The sequence below is a fragment of the Streptomyces sp. CB03238 genome (assembly GCF_002099185.1).
Lineage (GTDB): Bacteria > Actinomycetota > Actinomycetes > Streptomycetales > Streptomycetaceae > Streptomyces.
Genome location: NZ_NBCN01000023.1, coordinates 115,130 through 132,244 on the forward strand (window position 1 = coordinate 115,130; position 17,115 = coordinate 132,244).

Annotated in this window: 11 protein-coding genes and 4 pseudogenes; 7 read left to right on the top strand and 8 right to left on the bottom strand. The window is 66.2% G+C overall.

The features are described from left to right. Positions 1 to 250 precede the first annotated feature (250 nt). The 3 genes from BKD26_RS31720 to BKD26_RS31725 all read right to left on the bottom strand — a co-directional run bounded on the left by BKD26_RS31720 (position 251) and on the right by BKD26_RS31725 (position 1,787). The gene (locus BKD26_RS31720) at positions 251 to 985 is read right to left on the bottom strand and encodes a CchlQ (protein ID WP_241518948.1); all 735 of its coding nucleotides are present in this window, start codon (positions 983 to 985) and stop codon (positions 251 to 253) included. After that, complete coding sequence (locus tag BKD26_RS40630; RefSeq protein WP_179166777.1) at positions 972 to 1,133, bottom strand: hypothetical protein; 162 nt, start codon at positions 1,131 to 1,133, stop codon at positions 972 to 974. The genes BKD26_RS31720 and BKD26_RS40630 overlap by 14 nt, the downstream gene beginning before the upstream one ends. Before the next feature lie 78 nt (positions 1,134 to 1,211). Further along, a complete protein-coding gene (locus tag BKD26_RS31725) occupies positions 1,212 to 1,787 on the bottom strand; it encodes a hypothetical protein (protein WP_143662737.1) in 576 nt (191 codons plus the stop codon). 1,759 nt (positions 1,788 to 3,546) lie between these two features. On the opposite strand from BKD26_RS31725, the gene BKD26_RS40635 reads away from it, so the two are divergent. Further along, positions 3,547 to 3,723 (top strand): hypothetical protein, encoded by a 177-nt coding sequence (locus BKD26_RS40635; RefSeq protein WP_179166778.1) that lies wholly within the window; start codon positions 3,547 to 3,549, stop codon positions 3,721 to 3,723. Positions 3,724 to 4,059: 336 nt separating this feature from the next. Further along, positions 4,060 to 5,265, top strand: coding sequence for a PP2C family protein-serine/threonine phosphatase (locus tag BKD26_RS31730; protein WP_084905411.1), 1,206 nt, complete (start codon positions 4,060 to 4,062; stop codon positions 5,263 to 5,265). A gap of 142 nt (positions 5,266 to 5,407) precedes the next feature. Here BKD26_RS31730 and BKD26_RS31735 read toward each other — a convergent pair whose 3' ends face one another. The 4 genes and pseudogenes from BKD26_RS31735 to thpD form a co-directional block, all read right to left on the bottom strand. Beyond that, positions 5,408 to 5,680: a hypothetical protein gene (locus BKD26_RS31735; RefSeq protein ID WP_084905413.1), complete on the bottom strand. Its 273-nt coding sequence runs from the start codon at positions 5,678 to 5,680 to the stop codon at positions 5,408 to 5,410. Between the two features lie 3 nt (positions 5,681 to 5,683). Next, a complete protein-coding gene (locus BKD26_RS40640; protein ID WP_179166779.1) occupies positions 5,684 to 5,857 on the bottom strand; it encodes a hypothetical protein in 174 nt (57 codons plus the stop codon). A gap of 767 nt (positions 5,858 to 6,624) precedes the next feature. Next, the gene (locus BKD26_RS31740; protein ID WP_084905415.1) at positions 6,625 to 7,938 is read right to left on the bottom strand and encodes an MFS transporter; all 1,314 of its coding nucleotides are present in this window, start codon (positions 7,936 to 7,938) and stop codon (positions 6,625 to 6,627) included. A gap of 1,109 nt (positions 7,939 to 9,047) precedes the next feature. Further along, a pseudogene (gene thpD / locus BKD26_RS31745) lies at positions 9,048 to 9,951 on the bottom strand (ectoine hydroxylase). 684 nt (positions 9,952 to 10,635) lie between these two features. Between thpD and BKD26_RS31750 the strand changes: the two are divergent. Further along, a pseudogene (locus tag BKD26_RS31750) lies at positions 10,636 to 11,247 on the top strand (transposase family protein); the annotation flags it as partial. 479 nt (positions 11,248 to 11,726) lie between these two features. After that, a complete protein-coding gene (locus BKD26_RS31755; RefSeq protein WP_084905417.1) occupies positions 11,727 to 12,302 on the top strand; it encodes a CGNR zinc finger domain-containing protein in 576 nt (191 codons plus the stop codon). A gap of 249 nt (positions 12,303 to 12,551) precedes the next feature. Here the strand turns inward: BKD26_RS31755 and BKD26_RS31760 are convergent. Further along, positions 12,552 to 13,339, bottom strand: a pseudogene (locus BKD26_RS31760) (IS5 family transposase). A gap of 595 nt (positions 13,340 to 13,934) precedes the next feature. Between BKD26_RS31760 and BKD26_RS31765 the strand changes: the two are divergent. The 3 genes and pseudogenes from BKD26_RS31765 to BKD26_RS31775 form a co-directional block, all read left to right on the top strand. Continuing rightward, positions 13,935 to 14,699, top strand: a complete 765-nt coding sequence (locus tag BKD26_RS31765) for a DUF5710 domain-containing protein (RefSeq protein WP_084905419.1) — start codon at positions 13,935 to 13,937, stop codon at positions 14,697 to 14,699. A gap of 452 nt (positions 14,700 to 15,151) precedes the next feature. Continuing rightward, positions 15,152 to 16,477: a PQQ-binding-like beta-propeller repeat protein gene (locus BKD26_RS31770; protein WP_179166780.1), complete on the top strand. Its 1,326-nt coding sequence runs from the start codon at positions 15,152 to 15,154 to the stop codon at positions 16,475 to 16,477. A gap of 157 nt (positions 16,478 to 16,634) precedes the next feature. Next, positions 16,635 to 16,892 (top strand): annotated as a pseudogene (locus BKD26_RS31775) (ATP-binding protein); the annotation flags it as partial. Positions 16,893 to 17,115: the final 223 nt, after the last annotated feature.

The window sequence follows — 17,115 nt, forward strand, 5'->3', positions numbered from 1 at the left end:
TCCAGGCCCGTCCCCTCCTGCAGAACATCGACGAACAGGTCCGCACCGCCTCGGTCGGCCGGCCCGACCGTCAGATGGCCCACTGGGCGGTGCGCCTTGCCGACCATCCGTACCGGCGTGGGACGGTGACCTCGCTCCGGTTCGCTGTGCACCAGGAGCGCGACGGACGTGCCACCGGCTCCCGGACGGGCTCGGCGGCAGTGCCGGGGTAGTGGTCCCATCGCTCGTGGCCGGGGCCGGGTCAGCGCTGCTAGGACGCCGTGTCCGCCCCGCGCTCCGCGCAGTGCGGGCAGCGCTCGCGGCCGTCCCACGCGGACCAGCCGAAGTCGGTCGGGGTGAGGGCGTGGCCCTCCAGCTCCTCGCGGACGGCCTCGCGGTAGGCCCAGACGGCGTCCAGGTAGGGGTGGTAGATGTCGTGGAACGCGGGGGTCGAGATGCCGGCGCCCGCGGCGACCGCCTTTCGGAGGGCGCGGAGGCGTTCGAACATGGTCTGGCCTGCGCCTGCGATCCTGGCGCTGGCGTCGAGGAAGAGGCGCTCGCGCACCTCGTAAATGCGGGCGTCCGTCAGCGCTAGGCGGCTTGCTTCCTCCAGGTCGGTCGCCCCTGCGCCGTTCTGCGCGAGGCGGCGCAGTTCGGTGTGGGCCGCGCCCGCTGCTTCGATGAACTGCGTGTAGACGTCCCGGCGGCGCGCTTGTAGGCCTCGGCGGTGTTCCTGGCGTGTGCGCAGGCGGTCGGCCAGCACCGTGCCCGCTATCGCGATCAGACCGCCGCCCAGTGTGGCGACCAGCGTTCCCCACTCCATACCGTGTCCCCCAGTCGGTGTTCCGGAAGGGCGCGCCCCCCGCGCCGCCCCTTCCCGAAGATCATGCCCGATGGCCAGACCGACCGTGTACGTCTGGAACGCGAACCCGCGCTGGTGGTGCTTCGTACGCCGCAGTGCGATCAGGTCGCGGTCGACGTCACCCAGCAGGTCAGACCGCATCATCAAGGAGCCCGAAGCCTTCCGGGTACCCATGCAGGAACTCCCGCCGCGCGGGGTCGGACTCCGCTTCGGCCATGGTCCCGAGCAGCTCGATCCATTCGTTCCGCTGGCCGCTCGACAGCTTGCTGACCAGGTGGGCGACACCCTCCACGAGCAGTAAGGCAGAACCGACAGAGGTTCTGGCTCAACTTCTGTGAAGCGGCTGCTGAGAGTCAGATGCTTGCAGGCTTCACCCTGCTTTTGCCGATGGTGTCTGCCCGCTCTGTGCCTGCCGGATGCGCTGGACGAGGATGCGGGTGACAGAGTTGAGGATCTTGGCATCGGCAGCTGCTGGACCGTCCGTGTTGATGTTCACGTAAGCGAAAACAGAGTCAAGACGGAGGTTGATCGAAGTGCTGCAATAGTCCTCGCCGATGCAGTAGGAGCCCGTGAACGCTGCATCGATGTCCGGGATCTGAGCGGGTCCGAGCTGGGCACCCGCCATCTGGGACTTCTTCATCGTGTACCTCTCGATGGCGTCAGCTCGGGTCTGGAAGGATTGGACACCGAATCCAACGGTGCCTTCGAGGTCGGTCGCGGCGTAACCCTGTGTTCCCAAGGCCAGCAAGCCCTCCTCAGGGGCAGCCCCCAGGAGACGCAACGTGCCGGATTTCTCCCAGCCCGGAGGCACGTCGCCCAAGTCCGGGAGCACCGCTTTCACTTGTTCCTTGCCCAGGATTCTGGCGGGTTGAGGCGAAGGCGTGCCGTCCCGTGTCGCGCCGGTCTCCCCGGCGCCGCTTCCGGATCCGCACCCGAACAGGGCCACCACCGCCCCCATCAGGCATAGACCCCGAACTGTCCTCTTGGCCCGAAACACTGCTCCCCCTTCGATGGCAAGCGACCGGCCGGACGATCATATGGGCGTGCTGCAAGCGGAGTCACCTCTGTACGTCGCGCCAGGAGGTCGAAGCCTGCGCGACGCGTTGGTGCATCCCTCGCTCCCGCATTCATCCAGGTAGGACTTGCAGTCCGGGCTCGCGGCGTCGGCGAACTGCTTGACGGTGCGGTAGGTCCTCCCGAGCTGCCGCTGGACCGAGCGCCGACTGTGTCCTTCCTCCAGCAAAGACTGAACGGCGGCGTGCCGGTGTCCTCCCGGTCAAGGCGAAGCTGACGAGTCCGTGGCAGGGTCGGCCTCAGGTGTGGTTCGAGGTGCTGTGGGCGCCAGGACATGCAGGCAGCGGCGGTGCTGGGCGACACTCCGTTCGGCGGCCTCGCTCAGGTGGTGCCGGAGATGCCACCGGTCCGCGGCGTGGACCGCCTGTGGGGCTCCTGTCCGGGATACGGAGCCTGGTCGACCCGGGTCCACAGCTTCTACCTGCGGTTCCCGCCGACGTACCGAGCGCCGGACGGAGCGTCGTACCCCAGCTCCGGGTTCGGCGGTTCCGTGCCGGAACGCCATGTGTCCGCGCCGGACCTTCATCGAGCAGATTCCTGGCCTGACCCGCAGGTATGGGCAGGCACCGAGCGGTTGCGCTCGACGTGTCCGTGAGCCGGCGCACGGACTTGCGCGTGTCGACGTGCTGCCCGAGCCGGAAGTGCCGTGCCGCGGGTGGTCGGCAACGATGAGTACGCCACCCGCAAGGGCCGCCCCTACGGCTCGTCCAGCCGGAGCAGTCCGGAGCTGCCCGGAGACGCGCAGCCGTCACTCACAGCGGCCGCAGCGCGGAAGTTGCGCCAGAACCCAATCTCGTGAACAAAGCAGCAGACAAGCACCAACAGGATGCGTCGCGTTCTTCGGACCGCAGTACGGCAGGGCCCTTGCCACGCCTGGTGGTGACATCAAGGCAGCTGAGCGCGAACCGATCTTACGACTGCAGCGCCAATGGCCCGCGCTGGAAGAACAGTTACCCCCAGAGCCCCAGTGCTGCCGTTGCCAAGGCGAACCACCTCCTGCACCGGCCGGCAAGCGCCCGTCTACGCGGTCTTAAACGCTATGGCGGCGGGACCAGACCAACAGACCAAACAAACACAGCACCTGTGACAGCTACCCCCACAGGCCGAGCTCCTGACCCGCGCCTCCTCATGGGCTCAGCGCGGTGAAGCAGGAACCCACCAAGACGGTCGGCAGACCGTGGTAGGAACCCCCGGCCTTCAGGCCGGAGAGTGGCGCCGGTCCGCGTCGACGAAGGCATCGCGGGTATCCGCGAACTCAGCCCAGCAGGAGCGCATCCACCCCGGAGGCCCAATGGACATCGCCCGTTTCGTGCCCACCCTGGCTCTCGCCGCAGCCTTCCTCGTCCTCGCCGTCCTCATCGCCTCCCTATGCCTGCTGAGTGACTACCGGGAGCGCTGGGCGAGAACGCGAGCCACCCGACTCGTCGACCACACACGAGGTGGCAGCAACTCCGGGGGCCTGATGCGGTCCCGCCATGCTTCCGGTCCTGGCACGTCCCGGAACGCATGAGGGCCAGGCCGTACCGTGGCGGCGCTCGCCCGGGTACTTCAGCGGTCCACAGGCCAAGCTTGCTGTGTGTCTATTCGGCGTTACGGGGCACATGGGTGTCACTACTGCAGAAGGGACACCCATGCTGGCCATAGCAGCGGCAGTACTGTTCTTCGTTGCGTTCGTGATCAACGCTGGGGACATCGCGACCAACGATGTCTTCTCACCCACCAACCTCATGCTCATCGGGCTAGGGCTGCTGGCTTTGCACGTGGCCGGCATCGGCAGCGGCTGGGCCGGCCGGGTCCGTAGACGCTGACTCGGCGGTGCGGTGGCGTCGCCACCGCACCCGCTGCGTCCGAGGCGCAGGCCGGACACCGGCCTGCCCGGCCTCGGCGGTCCAGGGACTGGTGCAGGTGCTCCCTCGCGGCTCCTCCATGCCGGCGAGCCGCGAAGGGATCACCGGAGCGGTGAAGCCTGAGGTTACCCATCAGTCTCGTGCCAAGGGTTCGGCGGGCCAGCGCTGTGCCGGCGGTCGATCGGGCCGGGAGTCGACGCCCTCGTGCCATCTAAACTGGTGCTGAGACCGAAGGAGAGCCAGTCCAGGTAAGGCGTACTGGGCGGCCGGACGGAGCTTGAAGAAGAGCGGTAAGCCATGGACCGTATCGCTGCCGTGGACCTGGCCCTGCGGGCCGGCGCGCCTCACACCCTGCTCGAGATCGTGACAGTCGCTTTGACGGAGCTGTACGGAGCTGAGCGGGTGGAGCTGCGACTGGCCGACTACGGTATGCGGTCACTCCAAGCCGTCGAGCGTGTGCCGTGGGCTACCGAACCGGTGTCGGTTCACGACAGTCCGCAAGGCCGCGCCTTCGGATCACAGGAGCCGTACATCCTGCATGAAGGCTCAACGGGCAAGGTCGACGTGCACCTGCCCGTCACCATCCGGGGCGACCGGATGGGCGTTCTCTCGATACGCCTGCCAGAGGACCGCGCCGTAGAGGCCGTGCTGCCCGAAATGCAGCACATCTGTGAGGCACTCGGCCACGAGATCCTGGTTGCCGAGCGCGACACCGACCTCTACGTCCTCGCCAGGCGCGCCGCCCGGCTCACCCTGGCCGCCGAGATGCAATGGCAGCTCCTGCCCGGTCGCGCCTGCTCCCGTACCGAGTTCTCCCTCGGCGCCCATTTGGAACCCGCCTACGCCATCCTCGGAGACAACTACGACTGGTCCGTCTCGGCCGACCATCTGACCCTGACCATCACCAACGGCATGGGGCAGGGAATCGACGCCGCACTCCTGACCAACCTCGCCGTCAACGCACTTCGCAACGCACGACGCGCCGGCCTCGATCTCGCGGGGCAGGCCGCCCTGGCCGACCAAGCCGTTTACGCGCAGTACCAGGGCCGCACCCATGTGTCGGTGCTGCTGCTCCGGTTCGCTCTTGCCACCGGACAGGTCGAGGTGGTCGACGCGGGGTCACCTCGGGGATGGCACATGCGGTCGGGTGCGGTACAGCCGCTCCGCTTCGACGCGCAGTTGCCCCTGGGCATGTGCGAAGACACCGTCTACGTACCGGAGCACTTCACCGTACGAGCCGGTGATCGGCTGCTGTTCGCCAGCGATGGGGTGTATGACGTGCCTTCCTCCACGGGGGAGCGGTATGGACAAAGTGCCCTGGCCCGTTCGCTCACCGCCACACGATTGCTGCCCGCGCCTCAGGTACCAGGCGCCGTACTCCGGGAACTCGCCACGTACCACGGCGAGATGCCCCTGGACGACGACGCACTGGTGGTGTGCCTCGATTGGCACGGCCCTTTGGGCGAAAACCAGCCAAGAGAGCGGACAAACACCCGGCAGTGATCACCATCTGCCCGGATCTCGCAGCACTGCTCCGACAGCGAGGACCACGCCGTACCCCACAGCGATCACCCCTGTACCAGCCGTCGCGACGCACCGGGCTGCCGCGATACTGAAAGTGCGGACGTGCAGGGAGCCGCACCCCCTATCGCATGCGGTGTGCGGGAAGAGCGAGGCTCAGGAACGCCCCGTCTTCCTGCAGCATGAGTCCTTGCCGTGTGAATTCTCCGAGCACGTTCCCGATCTCCTCGACGGTCAGACCGAAGGGCAATGTGTACTTCACCTGAGCAGCGGTGATCGGGCGATCACTGCAGGACCGGTAGATCGCAGCCGATTCGGCGTAGAACGTGTGGATCTCCTTGTTCTCGGGATCACGGAAGTCCTCGGTCTGGACCTGGCCCGGAGAGGACCAGAACACCAGTCACGGCCTGGACGGCTGCTCCCATGCCTCCTGCCACGCCCGCACTTCGTCGGCCAGCGGCACGTAGATGTCGTCCGGCAGTGATTCGGCCATCTCGTAGTCGAAGAGGTAGGCGACACGATCGAGGTCGACCTCCGCGGGACAGACGTACGAGTAGCTCGCCTCAGGACGCACGAAGGTGGCGGCGAACTGTTCCCGGTCCGAGAAGAGGGGTCAAACCTCTCCATCCAGATGCGGCCGGCGCCGGCCGGAGGCGGCAGGTGCCGCAGCTTGCGGATGGTTTCCACCTGCTCTTCGGAGAAGCTCGGCTTCCTCTCCGGGAAACCCCAGAGAATGTTCCACGCCACTTCCAGGCCGTATTGCAGAGCCCAGCGGAGCATGTTGACGTTCTGAGACCGGTGACACCTTTGCGCATGAGCTTCAGGGCCCGGCCGCCCAGGGATTCGATCCCGGGCTGCACCCGCACAAGACCTCCATCGCGGAGGGCCTTCACCTTCTCCCGCGTGAGGTTCGACTTGACCTCGTAGAACAACTCGCAGTCGAATCCGTCCGCCGCCTCGTGGTCGGGCCTCGTAATTGGGGTGTTTGTGTCGGTGGCCGCGTGCGGCCGACTGGCGACCCGGGTGCGGCTGGAGGTTCAGCGGCCTGAGTGCCGGCTCAACAGCCTTGTCGGCTGTCCGGGCTGGAGGGCCCTCGCCCGAGGTGGCAGACGCGCGACCTGTTCTCGCACACCGCGACGGCCCGCCCGAAGGCGGCGCTCCCGGCGGGAGGTCCGCGCCGATGACTACCTCCTTCACTTGGGCTGGACTCCGCAACGCATTCGCCCTGCTGTCTTCGCCGGCCCTGGTCCGGCTGATCACCGAGATCGACGATCCATCACACGAACACAGAGCCGCCCTCGGCGAACTGACGAAGACTCATAAGTGTTGACGGCATTCTGGCTACGCCTTGAAAACGCCGCGATTGTAGCGAAGCGTCCATATGACGAGGGCAACGATGGCCGCGGTTATGACGGCCGTTCCCACGACCGAGCTGGTAGCGGCGAAAATGCCACCGAATCCGGCCACGCCCAGAGCTGCACCTACCGCGAGGCTGGTCTCCTGGAGAGCCGCAGCGCGTGCAACATCCTTGGGTGGAACGCTCCCCAGCAGGTATGCGTCTCCGGATGCCATAGAGACGCCCACGCCCAGACCGATCAAGAAGCTGGCTGGCCACAAGCCGACAAAAGCGGCTATTACGAGGCCCAGAGCGCACGTGGCCAAGCTGGCCTGCAGTATGTGAACCGGGGTGAACCGGGACTGCAGTTTGTGGAAAGCGAATCCTCCGAGCGATACCCACAGTGCCAGAACCGAAACCGGCAGGATGGACAGCAGCGAATCGGCCTCTACGCTGAAGAGGAAAACCGATCCTGTGTAGCACGCAGAACTGACGACCAGTGCGAGTGAACAGGCGCCCAGTCGGGAAAAGCTGAGCATCCGTACATCGATGAGTGGATCCCGAGAGTGGAGTTGTCGCATGCAAAAGACCGCCAGGACGGTGCATCCGGCGACAGTCGCTAGTACTCGCCCGAATGCCGCACCATGACTCTGCAGACCGGCCACGAAGAGCCCGAAGCCAAGAAAAGCCAGGACTGAAGAAGCGACATCGACCTTAGTCGACGAGGCCTGCCCCAAACTGATGTCGCGCAACAGCAGAGTCGCAAGCGCTCCGCACGCCAGAGCGATTGCGGCTGGCAGCCAGAACAGCAGATTGTATGCGCCCATGTCGACGAACGCTCGGCCGATCAGTGGCCCTGCACCAGCTCCGATGCTGTACGTGGTGATCCACAGGGAGTAGCCCAGTGTGCGCTCTGCAGTTTCAGGCAGCCCGCCAATGACCGAGGCAACGCTGGAAACGATCAACGCGTAGCCAAAGCCTTGTATGAACCGAGTTGCTGTCCACGTCGCTGACGAATCCAGCAGGGCAGGACTGGCTCCTGCGATCGCAAACACGAAAAGCCCGGTCGCCAACGTCACGCCAGGGCCCATCCGTGCGCCCAGACGCGACCCGAGAACAACACTCGAGGCAAGGGCAATCGTGTATCCGTCGATGAACCACAGGCGCCACGAATCGGTCAGTACGGACAGGTCGTAGGCGATGGAGTTGAACAGCGTGGAGTCCACACCGCCGAGGAACATGGGGATTAAGAGCAGAGGGAAAAGAATCTTCTTTGACACGGTGGTGGACCGCGCTGGAACAAGGACAGTTCCGGCCATGGCAGACCTCGTCTCAGTTGGCTTTCTGTGGCGATTGCAGGAGGAGCAGGATCACTGCAATGAAGCCCGGCGGGACCGTCAACTCCACCGTTGTCTTCTACCTCCGACCCTGGTGTGGTGTGCGCGAGCCGCACAGCGCTGGTGACCGCTCCGTGCCGGGTGGCCGCAGCTGACGGTCGGGCACTCAACACTGACCTTGGAGGGCGCCATGAAATCTCCGAGTCGATATGGAACCAGCTAAGACGGTTCTATCAGGCCTGCGCTTCTGGGGGCAACTGGCCAAGCTGGTTCCAAGCTCGTTCCTCGGGTTCCGTCTGGGTATCGTGCCAACGAGTGGCTTCACGGCGGGCCCTGACGCAGCGTTTGCGACGAGGGCGCTACAGGCATTCCTGTGCCGTCCCGACCCGGGTTTACCGGGCACCCGACCAGCGTCTGCCGACCTCACGCTGGTGCGGGCACGGGAATCGCCGCCGGCGGCGATCCGGACGATCGACAGCAGCGAGCCCGACCAGGATCACGAAGGCCCGGCCCAAGCCTGTACGGCGTCGGCAAGGCGGAGTGCGCGCATGGCCAGGACCTCAATGGCCTCGCTTATGCAGCGGCACACGATGGCGACCTCGATACCGAACCCGCGCTGAACCGAGCGCAGGTGTCACCACACCGCGGGTGGGCCAGCACCAGCAAGGCCTGGGCCACCCGCGGTCAGCCGCCACCCGGCAACAGCCGATCCCCCCTCGGTTCAGCGCCAGTCGATCGGCGAGAGGCCGCAGGTGTGCGCTGGACAGCTCGATCAGCGACGGGCCGACGAGCACGCGAAGCCCTGGTAAGCACGGGTGACCTTGGTCGTGACCCCAGCTACCAGGAGCTTCGTCGTCCCGCAGAACCAGCCGACCCCACACGCGGCTCGCACCGGCAGGTCGTAGACGGCCTCTTGCGTAGCGGCGTACGGAAACGCCAGAGGCGCGCGACAGCGAGGAGGGCTCTGGCCTTGCCCAGCACCCTCGATATCCGGTGCCAACTCCAAGGGGTGCAGCGGCAAGAGCTCAGATGATGCGCCGTGCGTCACGCTCCAACCGGGAACGCTGGTGCTGATGGTCCGAGCTTGCCGACTACATGACGGACGTGGACGGAAACTCGCGGTTGCTGAGGTGCTGCGGACGCGGCCTGGGCGCGGCGTACGGTGCTCCCAGCGTGTTCTCCACGCTGTTGTACACAATGAAGATGTTCGAGCGCGCGAAGGGTGAGAGGTTTCCGTTGGAACCGTGGAGCAGGTTCGAGTCGAACATCACCGCGGACCCGGCAGGACCCGTGATCTGCTCGATTCCATGCTCGTCGGCCATTCGCGTCAGGTGCTTCCGATCCGGGGAGCCGACACTGGGGCTGGCCACACGGAGCGACTCCTTGTGGTAGTCCAGCGGTGTCGCCCCGATCGTAGGGATGAACACCTTGTGAGTACCAGGCATAACCATGAGCGGGCCGTTGAACGGGTGATTCTCGGTCAGTGAAATTGAGACACTGAACGCGCGCGGTCGGGGCATGCCATCTTCAGAGTGCCAAGTTTCGAAGTCGGAGTGCCAGTGGAATGGAGCACCGCCGAAACCAGGCTTGTAGTTGACTCGGCTCTGGTGAATGTACACCTCCGAGTCGAGGACCTGCCGGGCGATGTCGGTGAGCCGAGGGGACCGAAGCAGTTCGGCAAAGATTTCGCTGACCTTCTCGACCTCGAAAACGGACCGAACCTGGTCAGACTCCGGTTCCAGGATTACGCGCTCACTCGCGCGCAGCACCGGATCCTCGCTAAAGACGCTGCAGTTCGGCGAGGTATATCTGCACCTCCTGCTCAGACAGCAGGTCGTCGAGGACCAGGTAGCCACTGGACTCAAACTGATTCAACTGCTTGCTGTCGAGCGGGCCCGGAGCCCCTCCCCACACTGTCGGATCGGTCCGCGGCTGAGGAACGGACTCACCAATGACTCGGGTTGGATACAGGTCGGGGCGCCGAGTGATAGTCATATGCTGGTCTCCTTTGCAGGGGAGTGACGGTTTGGTTTGCCCATGCCGGGGCTTAACCCTTGAGCCCGCAATACGAGATGCTGGACGATCCAAGTCTTTCCTTGCTCACAGCTCGCTGGTTCGTTCTCCAGCCCTCTAAACTCTGCAAGCTTCCACGCGGCAAAGGAAGAGGTAATGGGTGTCCTGAATCGGCCTTGACCTAATCCGGACCGCAGTCGGACTGGTGCCTCCAACGCGCAGGGCGAGAACTGCCGGCACGTCGCAGGCGCCGTTCAGCCAGTTGAGGCTATACAGCACCAGCGTGCTCCCGGAAACGCTCTGCGCGGTGACTGAGCGCTCTCACGAGCGGCCACTGATCGAGTGAGGGGCAGCGGGAAGCCTGCAACGCACGAGGCTCCTGTGCTGTTGTGAGAGGTACCTGAAGTCGCAACTCGGCCTCATGAGTGTGTCGTTAGTTCCCAGTCCTGCCGCACTCGATCTGTCTCAGAACTCGTCATCCGGCCCATCGTCCCCCGAGAGGGTGGCCGTCGCCGCAAGCTGCCGCCCTGCCAACGCGCTCTTGCCGGCATGGTGGAGCTGCTCCCGATGACACCCGCGCCCAGCTGGCCGACGGCTTCGGAATTTCAGTGGGGGGCTACTCCTGAAGCGTGTTGCCGAAGGCCGTGGTCAGGGCATTCCTTCTGTATGGGTGGGGTGCTGAGGGTCGAGCCGTTGTGGGTGGAGACGTTCACCGGGCTGCGGATGCGGCAGTTCGAGCGGCTGGTGAAGGTGGTCCGGGAACGGGGCGGGAACGGGCCTGGCGGCGGGCGGCCGTGGTGCCTGCCGCTGGCTGACCGGGTGCTGCTCGTGGCGGTGTACTACCGCACGAATCTCACCATGCGGCAGCTCGCGCCGCTGTTCGGCGTCTCGCCGGCGACGGTATGCCGGGTGATCCAGCGTCTGCGGCCTCTTCTTGCAATTGAGCCGGCCGCCCGGCCCGGCAACGCGGTCGAGCGGTTGTGGATCGTGGACGGCACCCTGATCCCGCGACCGGAAGGTTGGCGCTTCGTCACGCAACTACAGATTTTCGGCAACGTGCAGGTCATCATCGACGCCGACACCAAACTCGTCATCGCCGCGGCCAGGCCGGTCCCGGGCACGACCGCGGACGCGAAGGCATGGCGGGACTCCGGACTGGCGCAGGCGTGTCAGGGCGTGACCGTGCTGGGCGACGGGGCCTACATCAACACCGGACTCGTCGTCCCCCACCGCAAACGCCCCGGCCGGGACCTGCTGCCCGGCGAGGAAGAAGACAACACCCTTCTCGTCGCGGCGTCAAAACTGTTGTACGTCCGCGGGCAACGATCGCGGCCGTTCTGGGTGACGGCACCCGGCTGTATGTGACCCAGTCGGTGACGGTCGCGTCGGCTACTGCCACAAACGCCGCCGCTACGCAGTGGACGAGCAGGTCGTGGCCAGCCGGTCCTGACAGTTGCCGTGGGCTCTCGTCGTCAGGGCCGGCGTGCTCACGATCCCACCGCGGCAATCATCCGGATCTGCGAGCGCCAGGGCGTACCCCTGCTGGCCGGCCGCGCCTGCACCGGTATCTGAGGTCCTGGCGTGGTGCGCGGAGCTCAGTGCTGGTGGCGACTACCTCGCGCTGGGGTGTGCGGCCCGGCCCCTTGGCGCCCAACGCTGACCTTGGACGAGGGTCATGAGATCTGCGAGCCGCCGTGGAACCGACCATGATGGTTCTAGTGCTTGCCCTCCAAATGACAACCGGCTAAGGTGGTTCCATGTCCGTCAAGCATTTCCCTGAGTTCCGTCTTGGCAAAGTTCTAGCGACCAGCTTCACGGCGACTCTGACGGAGCGTTGCGGCGAACCGGTGGAGCGTATTCCTGTCCCTCACCGGCTCGTGGACTGGTTGGCAATCAATGGGCTCGTGGTCGACTCCTGCAGCGATTCTCAGCTCGACCACGCTCGAGAACTGCGTGAATCAATTCACGCAGCCGCTACCGCCGTCGCAAACCAAACTCTTCCTCCCCCTTCAGCTGTCCAAGTCATCAATGACTGCAGTACTGGCGGTCTGGCCTCGGTAATCTTGTCGTCCGAGGGCAGCCAGGAGTGGCGGCTGGGTTCCGCTTCCGTCGAAGACGCGCTCAGTGTGATCGCCGCCGATGCGATCAGCATCATCTCGGGAGAACGCGAAGGGAAGATGGACCTGTGCGCATCGCCAACATGCCGAGCCGCGTTCTTCGACACCAGCCGAGGCGCCACGCGTAGATGGTGCGAGATGAATACCTGTGGGAATCGCGAGAAAAAGGCGCGCTTCCTCGCTAACAAGCGCCAAAACTCAAGCCTCGCCAGCTGAACACCATCCCTCATGCGCCGGCGCTTCAGCGGCGAGGACCGCACGATCGTGTTGGGCTGAGGTAATGCTGTCCACCAGGCCAGCGCCGGACTGGCCACAGTGGTCCGCGGCACGGCCGCCACTTACACCCCGTGTATGACCGCCGCGAGCGGGTAGCCGCGCCGATGTCGCTCACCACGACCGCGTCTAGGAGTTGTCGTCAAAGTGTTAGGCCCACATCAGGATCGATGCGAGGGTGACGGCTGCTTTTTAGGAGTGGGCGGTCTTGTCGTAGCGGGTGGCGATGCCTCGCCACTGCTTGAGGCGGTTGAAGCACCGTTCCACGACGTTGCGGTGCTTGTAGACCTCCTTGTCGAAGGCCGGAGGGCGGCCGCCGAGGCTGCTCTTGCGGGCTCGGTTGCGCACCTGGTCGGCCCGTTCGGGGATGGTGTGCCTGATGCCGCGGCGCCGCGGCCAGGTGCGGATCGCCTTCGAGCTGTAGCCCTTGTCGCCGATGACGTGATCGGGCCTGGTCCGAGACCGGCCCAGTCCACTCCGGGGAACCCGGATGGCGTCCATCACCGTGGTGAACTGGGTGCAGTCGTTGGTGTTGCCGCCGGTCAGGACGAACGCGAGCGGGCGGCCGATCGCGTCGCAGGCGAGGTGGATCTTGCTGGTCAGGCCGCCTCGGGACCGGCCGAGAGCCGGGCTCTGGTGCCCCCTTTTCGGGCCCCGGCGGCGTGCTGGTGGGCGCGGACGATGGTGGAGTCGACCGACACCAGCCAGTCGATGTCGCCCGCGGCGTCCGCCTTGGCCTGCGCGGCCCGCAGCATCCGGTCGAACGTGCCGTCCGCCGCCCAGCGGCGGAAGCGGGTGTGGAGGCTGGTCCACGGGCCGTACCGCTCGGGAACGTCCCGCCAGGGGACGCCGGTGCGGAACTTCCACACGATCCCGTTCAGGATTATCCGGTCGTCCAGCCGGGGCCGCCCCAGCGCAGGCCGGGGCAGCAACGGGCGTATGAGGTCCCACTCGGCATCGGACAGTTCATGGCGACGTATCACCGCACCATGATCCACGAATCAAGATCACTTTGACGACAGGCTCTAGGGCTCGGTCTCCTCGCCCTTACGGCTGGCCTGACCTTGCCATGGGCCTTTGACTCCGACGCGGCGGGTCACTGGCTCGCAGCTATCGTGGGTCTCTTGTAGGAAGGCGACGCGTCTTCGCCGCCGACGGGACCGCGGCCATTGGCCGTCCCGCTGCCAGTCTGCTGTTCTGGCCACTGCCCTGTGCCGCCATGTCCGCCGGTTCGGCCGTGCCGGTACGGGCCGGGCCCATTGGCCGGCCGTGGTCCCGCCCGGACGGAGCGGGGGCTGTGGCCCTCAAGTGCTGGCGACCTCGCCTGCATGCCGTGCCGCTGTCGGCGGTCCGGCCGTGAGCCGCTGCCCGGCGTTGTCCCGTCGCCCTGTCGTGGCCCTTTGCTGGCGCCGGGTTGCTCGGCGGTGGCCGTCCTGGCACCGTGCTGGCGCTGCCGTCTGAAGCCGAGCACCACCCTCACCAAATTAGAACGAAAGCCCGAATGTGGGTGGATTGTCAGTGCCTCCCTCTAACCTCGTCCCGACATCGTGACGCTTCGCCAATTTGGAGGTAGCAATGGCAGTTGAGCGGCACTGGCTGGACGTTCCGTATGCGGACAAGGAAGCCGCCAAGAAGGGCGGGGCCGGCTGGGACGCGACCGTGAAACGCTGGTATGCGCCCCACCCGGACATGCCCGGACTCCAGCGGTGGGCAGCAGCCCCGGACGTGCCGGACCTCCTGCCCGGCGAGGACCGGACACTGGGCAACGGCCTGTTCGTCGACCTGGTGCCCAGCACCTGCTGGTTCACCAACGTCCGCTCCTGCGTCGACAAGAAGGACTGGGAACGTCTCCGCCGGATGATCAACCGCCGGGCAGGGCAGCGCTGTGAGGCCTGCGGGGCGGCAGAGGACCGCGACGCCAAGCGGTGGCTGGAAGCCCACGAGCGCTGGACCTTCGACGACACCACCCGAGTGCAGACCCTCAAGCGGCTGATCTGCCTGTGCACCGACTGTCACACCGTCACGCATTTCGGCTACGCCCAGGTTCGCGGCATCGAAGCACAGGCTTTCACCCACCTGATCAAGGTGACCAAGATGACCGACTCCCAGGCCCGCCAGCACGTCCGAGACGCCTTCGGCCTGTGGCAGAAGCGCTCGTCCACCACCTGGGATCTGGACCTGGGCATCCTCACCAATGCCGGGATCGCCCTCGCACCGCCGCCTGGAGCGAAGGAACGAGCAGGCGTTGCGGTAAACACCCTCCGCTCTGGCGGAAAACCGGCGGTGCCGCAGCAGTCCGGCTCCGACTCGGTCATCCGCCGCATGCCGGGGCGCCGGTAGGAAGAAGGCGGCCCGCGCAGAACACGCGGGCCCGCCTCTGTGGCTGCGGCTGTAGGACGGGAGACGACCGATGGTGCCTGCTGAACGGTCGGAGCTCACGTCGTGCCGGGACTCGCGTTCTCCGCGCGGAGCAATCGGAGCCCCACGGCTCGGTGCTCGTTCCCTCGTCAGAAAGCCGCTCCCGCGCCCTCCTGCCGCCGCTGAGCCGCCCGGATGTCCGTCTGCTGGCCCCGGCCCGTCCTGACCTGCCACGCCGCACTGCCGCCGTGCTGTGTCCGGTCAGCAGCGAACGCGATCACCGCCCGTACATCGAGCGGAGCTTGAATCGGAAGGCACAACTGTCGGCCCATCAGACGGGCCGTTCCCTCAGGCGCCGAGTTCTCGACCGCCCGGCGTCCGCCGGGTGGTCGTGGGCTGGTTCGTCCGGGTAACTGGGCGCTACGCTCATGCACATGGGGACGAAGGGCAAGGGGAGCAGGACGAGCACAGCCCCGTTATGGTGTGCCTTGTTTCTCGCTGTGAGTGCCGTGACCACGGCCTGTTCCGGAGGCGGGGGAGACGCGACCGGGGACGACAAGTATTCCGGTCCTCCACGCGAGGTGTTGCAGGCACTTCCGGACATCGACCCACCGCTGGACTTCGAAGCGGACGGTACACCCCTCGGTACGTACAGTCCGGTCAGCGACCTCGGCCTCGATTACGTCGTCGATGACACCGCGATCTACTACCTGACCGACGACACCAAGCTCGTCTCCTACGACCTCGCCACGGGCAGACAACGCCTGTCGGCCTCCTTCGGCTCTGACGACGACCTGTCTCTGCCCGCTGTCTCGGACGGGCGCGTGTTCGTCGCCTACCTGGCCAAGGTCAGGGGTACCGGCACCCAGGCCGACCGGTACATGCTTCGCGTCCAGGCACTGGACGCGAAGAGGGGGAAGACCTTGTGGACGACCAACATCGCGAAGAAGTACTCCGACGACCTGGAAGCACAGTCCGGCTCCGGCATGCAGGTCTTCGCCGCCGACGCGAAGCACATCGTCGTCACGGCGTCCCTCGGTCTGGATACGTACACGGCAGTACTGACAGCCGAGGACGGCAAGACCCTGTGGGAGGACCCGTCGTTCGTCCCCGTTGCCTTCGACGGGCAGGTCGTGGCAGGACAGGAGGCAAGCGCACAGGAGTACGGGGTGCAGCCGGAGGGCCGGGCGGTGGCCGACGGCAGCAGACTGTGGAAGCTGCCCGCCGCGGTCCCCGGCGAGGAGGAACTGGCCAGTTGGGGCACAGTCGGCGGCGTGCAGGAGACCGACAGCACGCACCAGTCCTACCTCGCGGTGGACATCGACGAGCCGAGTGCGGTCGATCCGCCGCCGCACGTCCTTCTCTACCGTGTCGCAGACGGCAAGTTGTTCCTCGGTCTGGACGGCGATATCCCCCGAGCAAGCGATCCCGGGGTCTGCCGTCACGACGGCCAGCGCACCATCGTCTGCGGCACGGACCGAGTGGCGGTCGCCTACGACGATCGGTCCGGCAAGAAACTGTGGAAGCTACCGGACAAGGCAGCCGGCCGCGTCGCGCCCGAGGTCACGGCGGTGCGTCACGGGATCGTCTACGGCAGTACCGACAACGGCGCCGTGGCCCTGGACGCGCGTACGGGTCAAGACAAGGCGACGGACCTCGCTATCGCGCCCGAGTACGTCGGCCGGGGTTTCGGTATCGCTCCGAAGGGCGAGAGCGGCGATGACCAATTGGAGCTGTACCTCCACCCGGCGACCGACTGACCGGCCTTGATGCGGAGGTTCGTGAGGAACTCCGCGACACGAGCGCCCTCCTGCTCGGCGACATGCTCGTGGTCCGCCAGCTGGACGGAGCGATCGATCCGGAAGCGTGGCCGATGCCCGTGCTGGCCACGCTCGTCGTGCGGGCTGCCCGCGAAACAAGTACGCGCCCGGTCCATGCCTGCTGGACTTGGAGGTCAGCGACGGTGCCGTGGAGATCAGCGTCTGGGACAGCGATCCCGCCCTGCCGGTGCCCCAGGAAGCTGATCCGAACCGGGTCGGCAAGCACGGCTTGGAGATCGTCATGGCCGTGTGCCGCAGCTTCGAGATCCGCCGCGAGCCGGTCGGCAAGAGGATCCGGGTCACCATCGTGCTGGCCGACGACCCCGGCGGACACCCTGCAGGCCGTCTGCTGTAGCCGGTTGCGCCTGGCTCACCTACGGGCGGCTCTGGCAGGACGCCGCTGTGCACCGTTGATCGCGGAATCATCCGGCCTGTCCGATTTAAAGCACAGCCAGCCTGTTCTGGGGCCAGCGGTCCCGGGCCGGCTCGTGACCGCCCAGTCCTGCTCGTGTCTGCCCGGGTGCGATGTGCCGGGGTTGGTGTCAGTGGAGTGGTGTCAGTGACGGCATGTCAGGCCG

Bases quoted from the DNA above. Each gene is read 5' to 3' on its own strand.
- BKD26_RS31770 (WP_179166780.1), top strand. From the start codon at position 15,152: ATGGGGACGAAGGGCAAGGGGAGCAGGACGAGCACAGCCCCGTTATGG.
- BKD26_RS31765 (WP_084905419.1), top strand. From the start codon at position 13,935: ATGGCAGTTGAGCGGCACTGGCTGGACGTTCCGTATGCGGACAAGGAA.
- BKD26_RS31740 (WP_084905415.1), bottom strand. From the start codon at position 7,938: ATGGCCGGAACTGTCCTTGTTCCAGCGCGGTCCACCACCGTGTCAAAG.
- BKD26_RS31730 (WP_084905411.1), top strand. From the start codon at position 4,060: ATGGACCGTATCGCTGCCGTGGACCTGGCCCTGCGGGCCGGCGCGCCT.
- BKD26_RS31720 (WP_241518948.1), bottom strand. From the start codon at position 985: ATGATGCGGTCTGACCTGCTGGGTGACGTCGACCGCGACCTGATCGCA.
- BKD26_RS31755 (WP_084905417.1), top strand. From the start codon at position 11,727: ATGTCCGTCAAGCATTTCCCTGAGTTCCGTCTTGGCAAAGTTCTAGCG.
- BKD26_RS40635 (WP_179166778.1), top strand. From the start codon at position 3,547: ATGCTGGCCATAGCAGCGGCAGTACTGTTCTTCGTTGCGTTCGTGATC.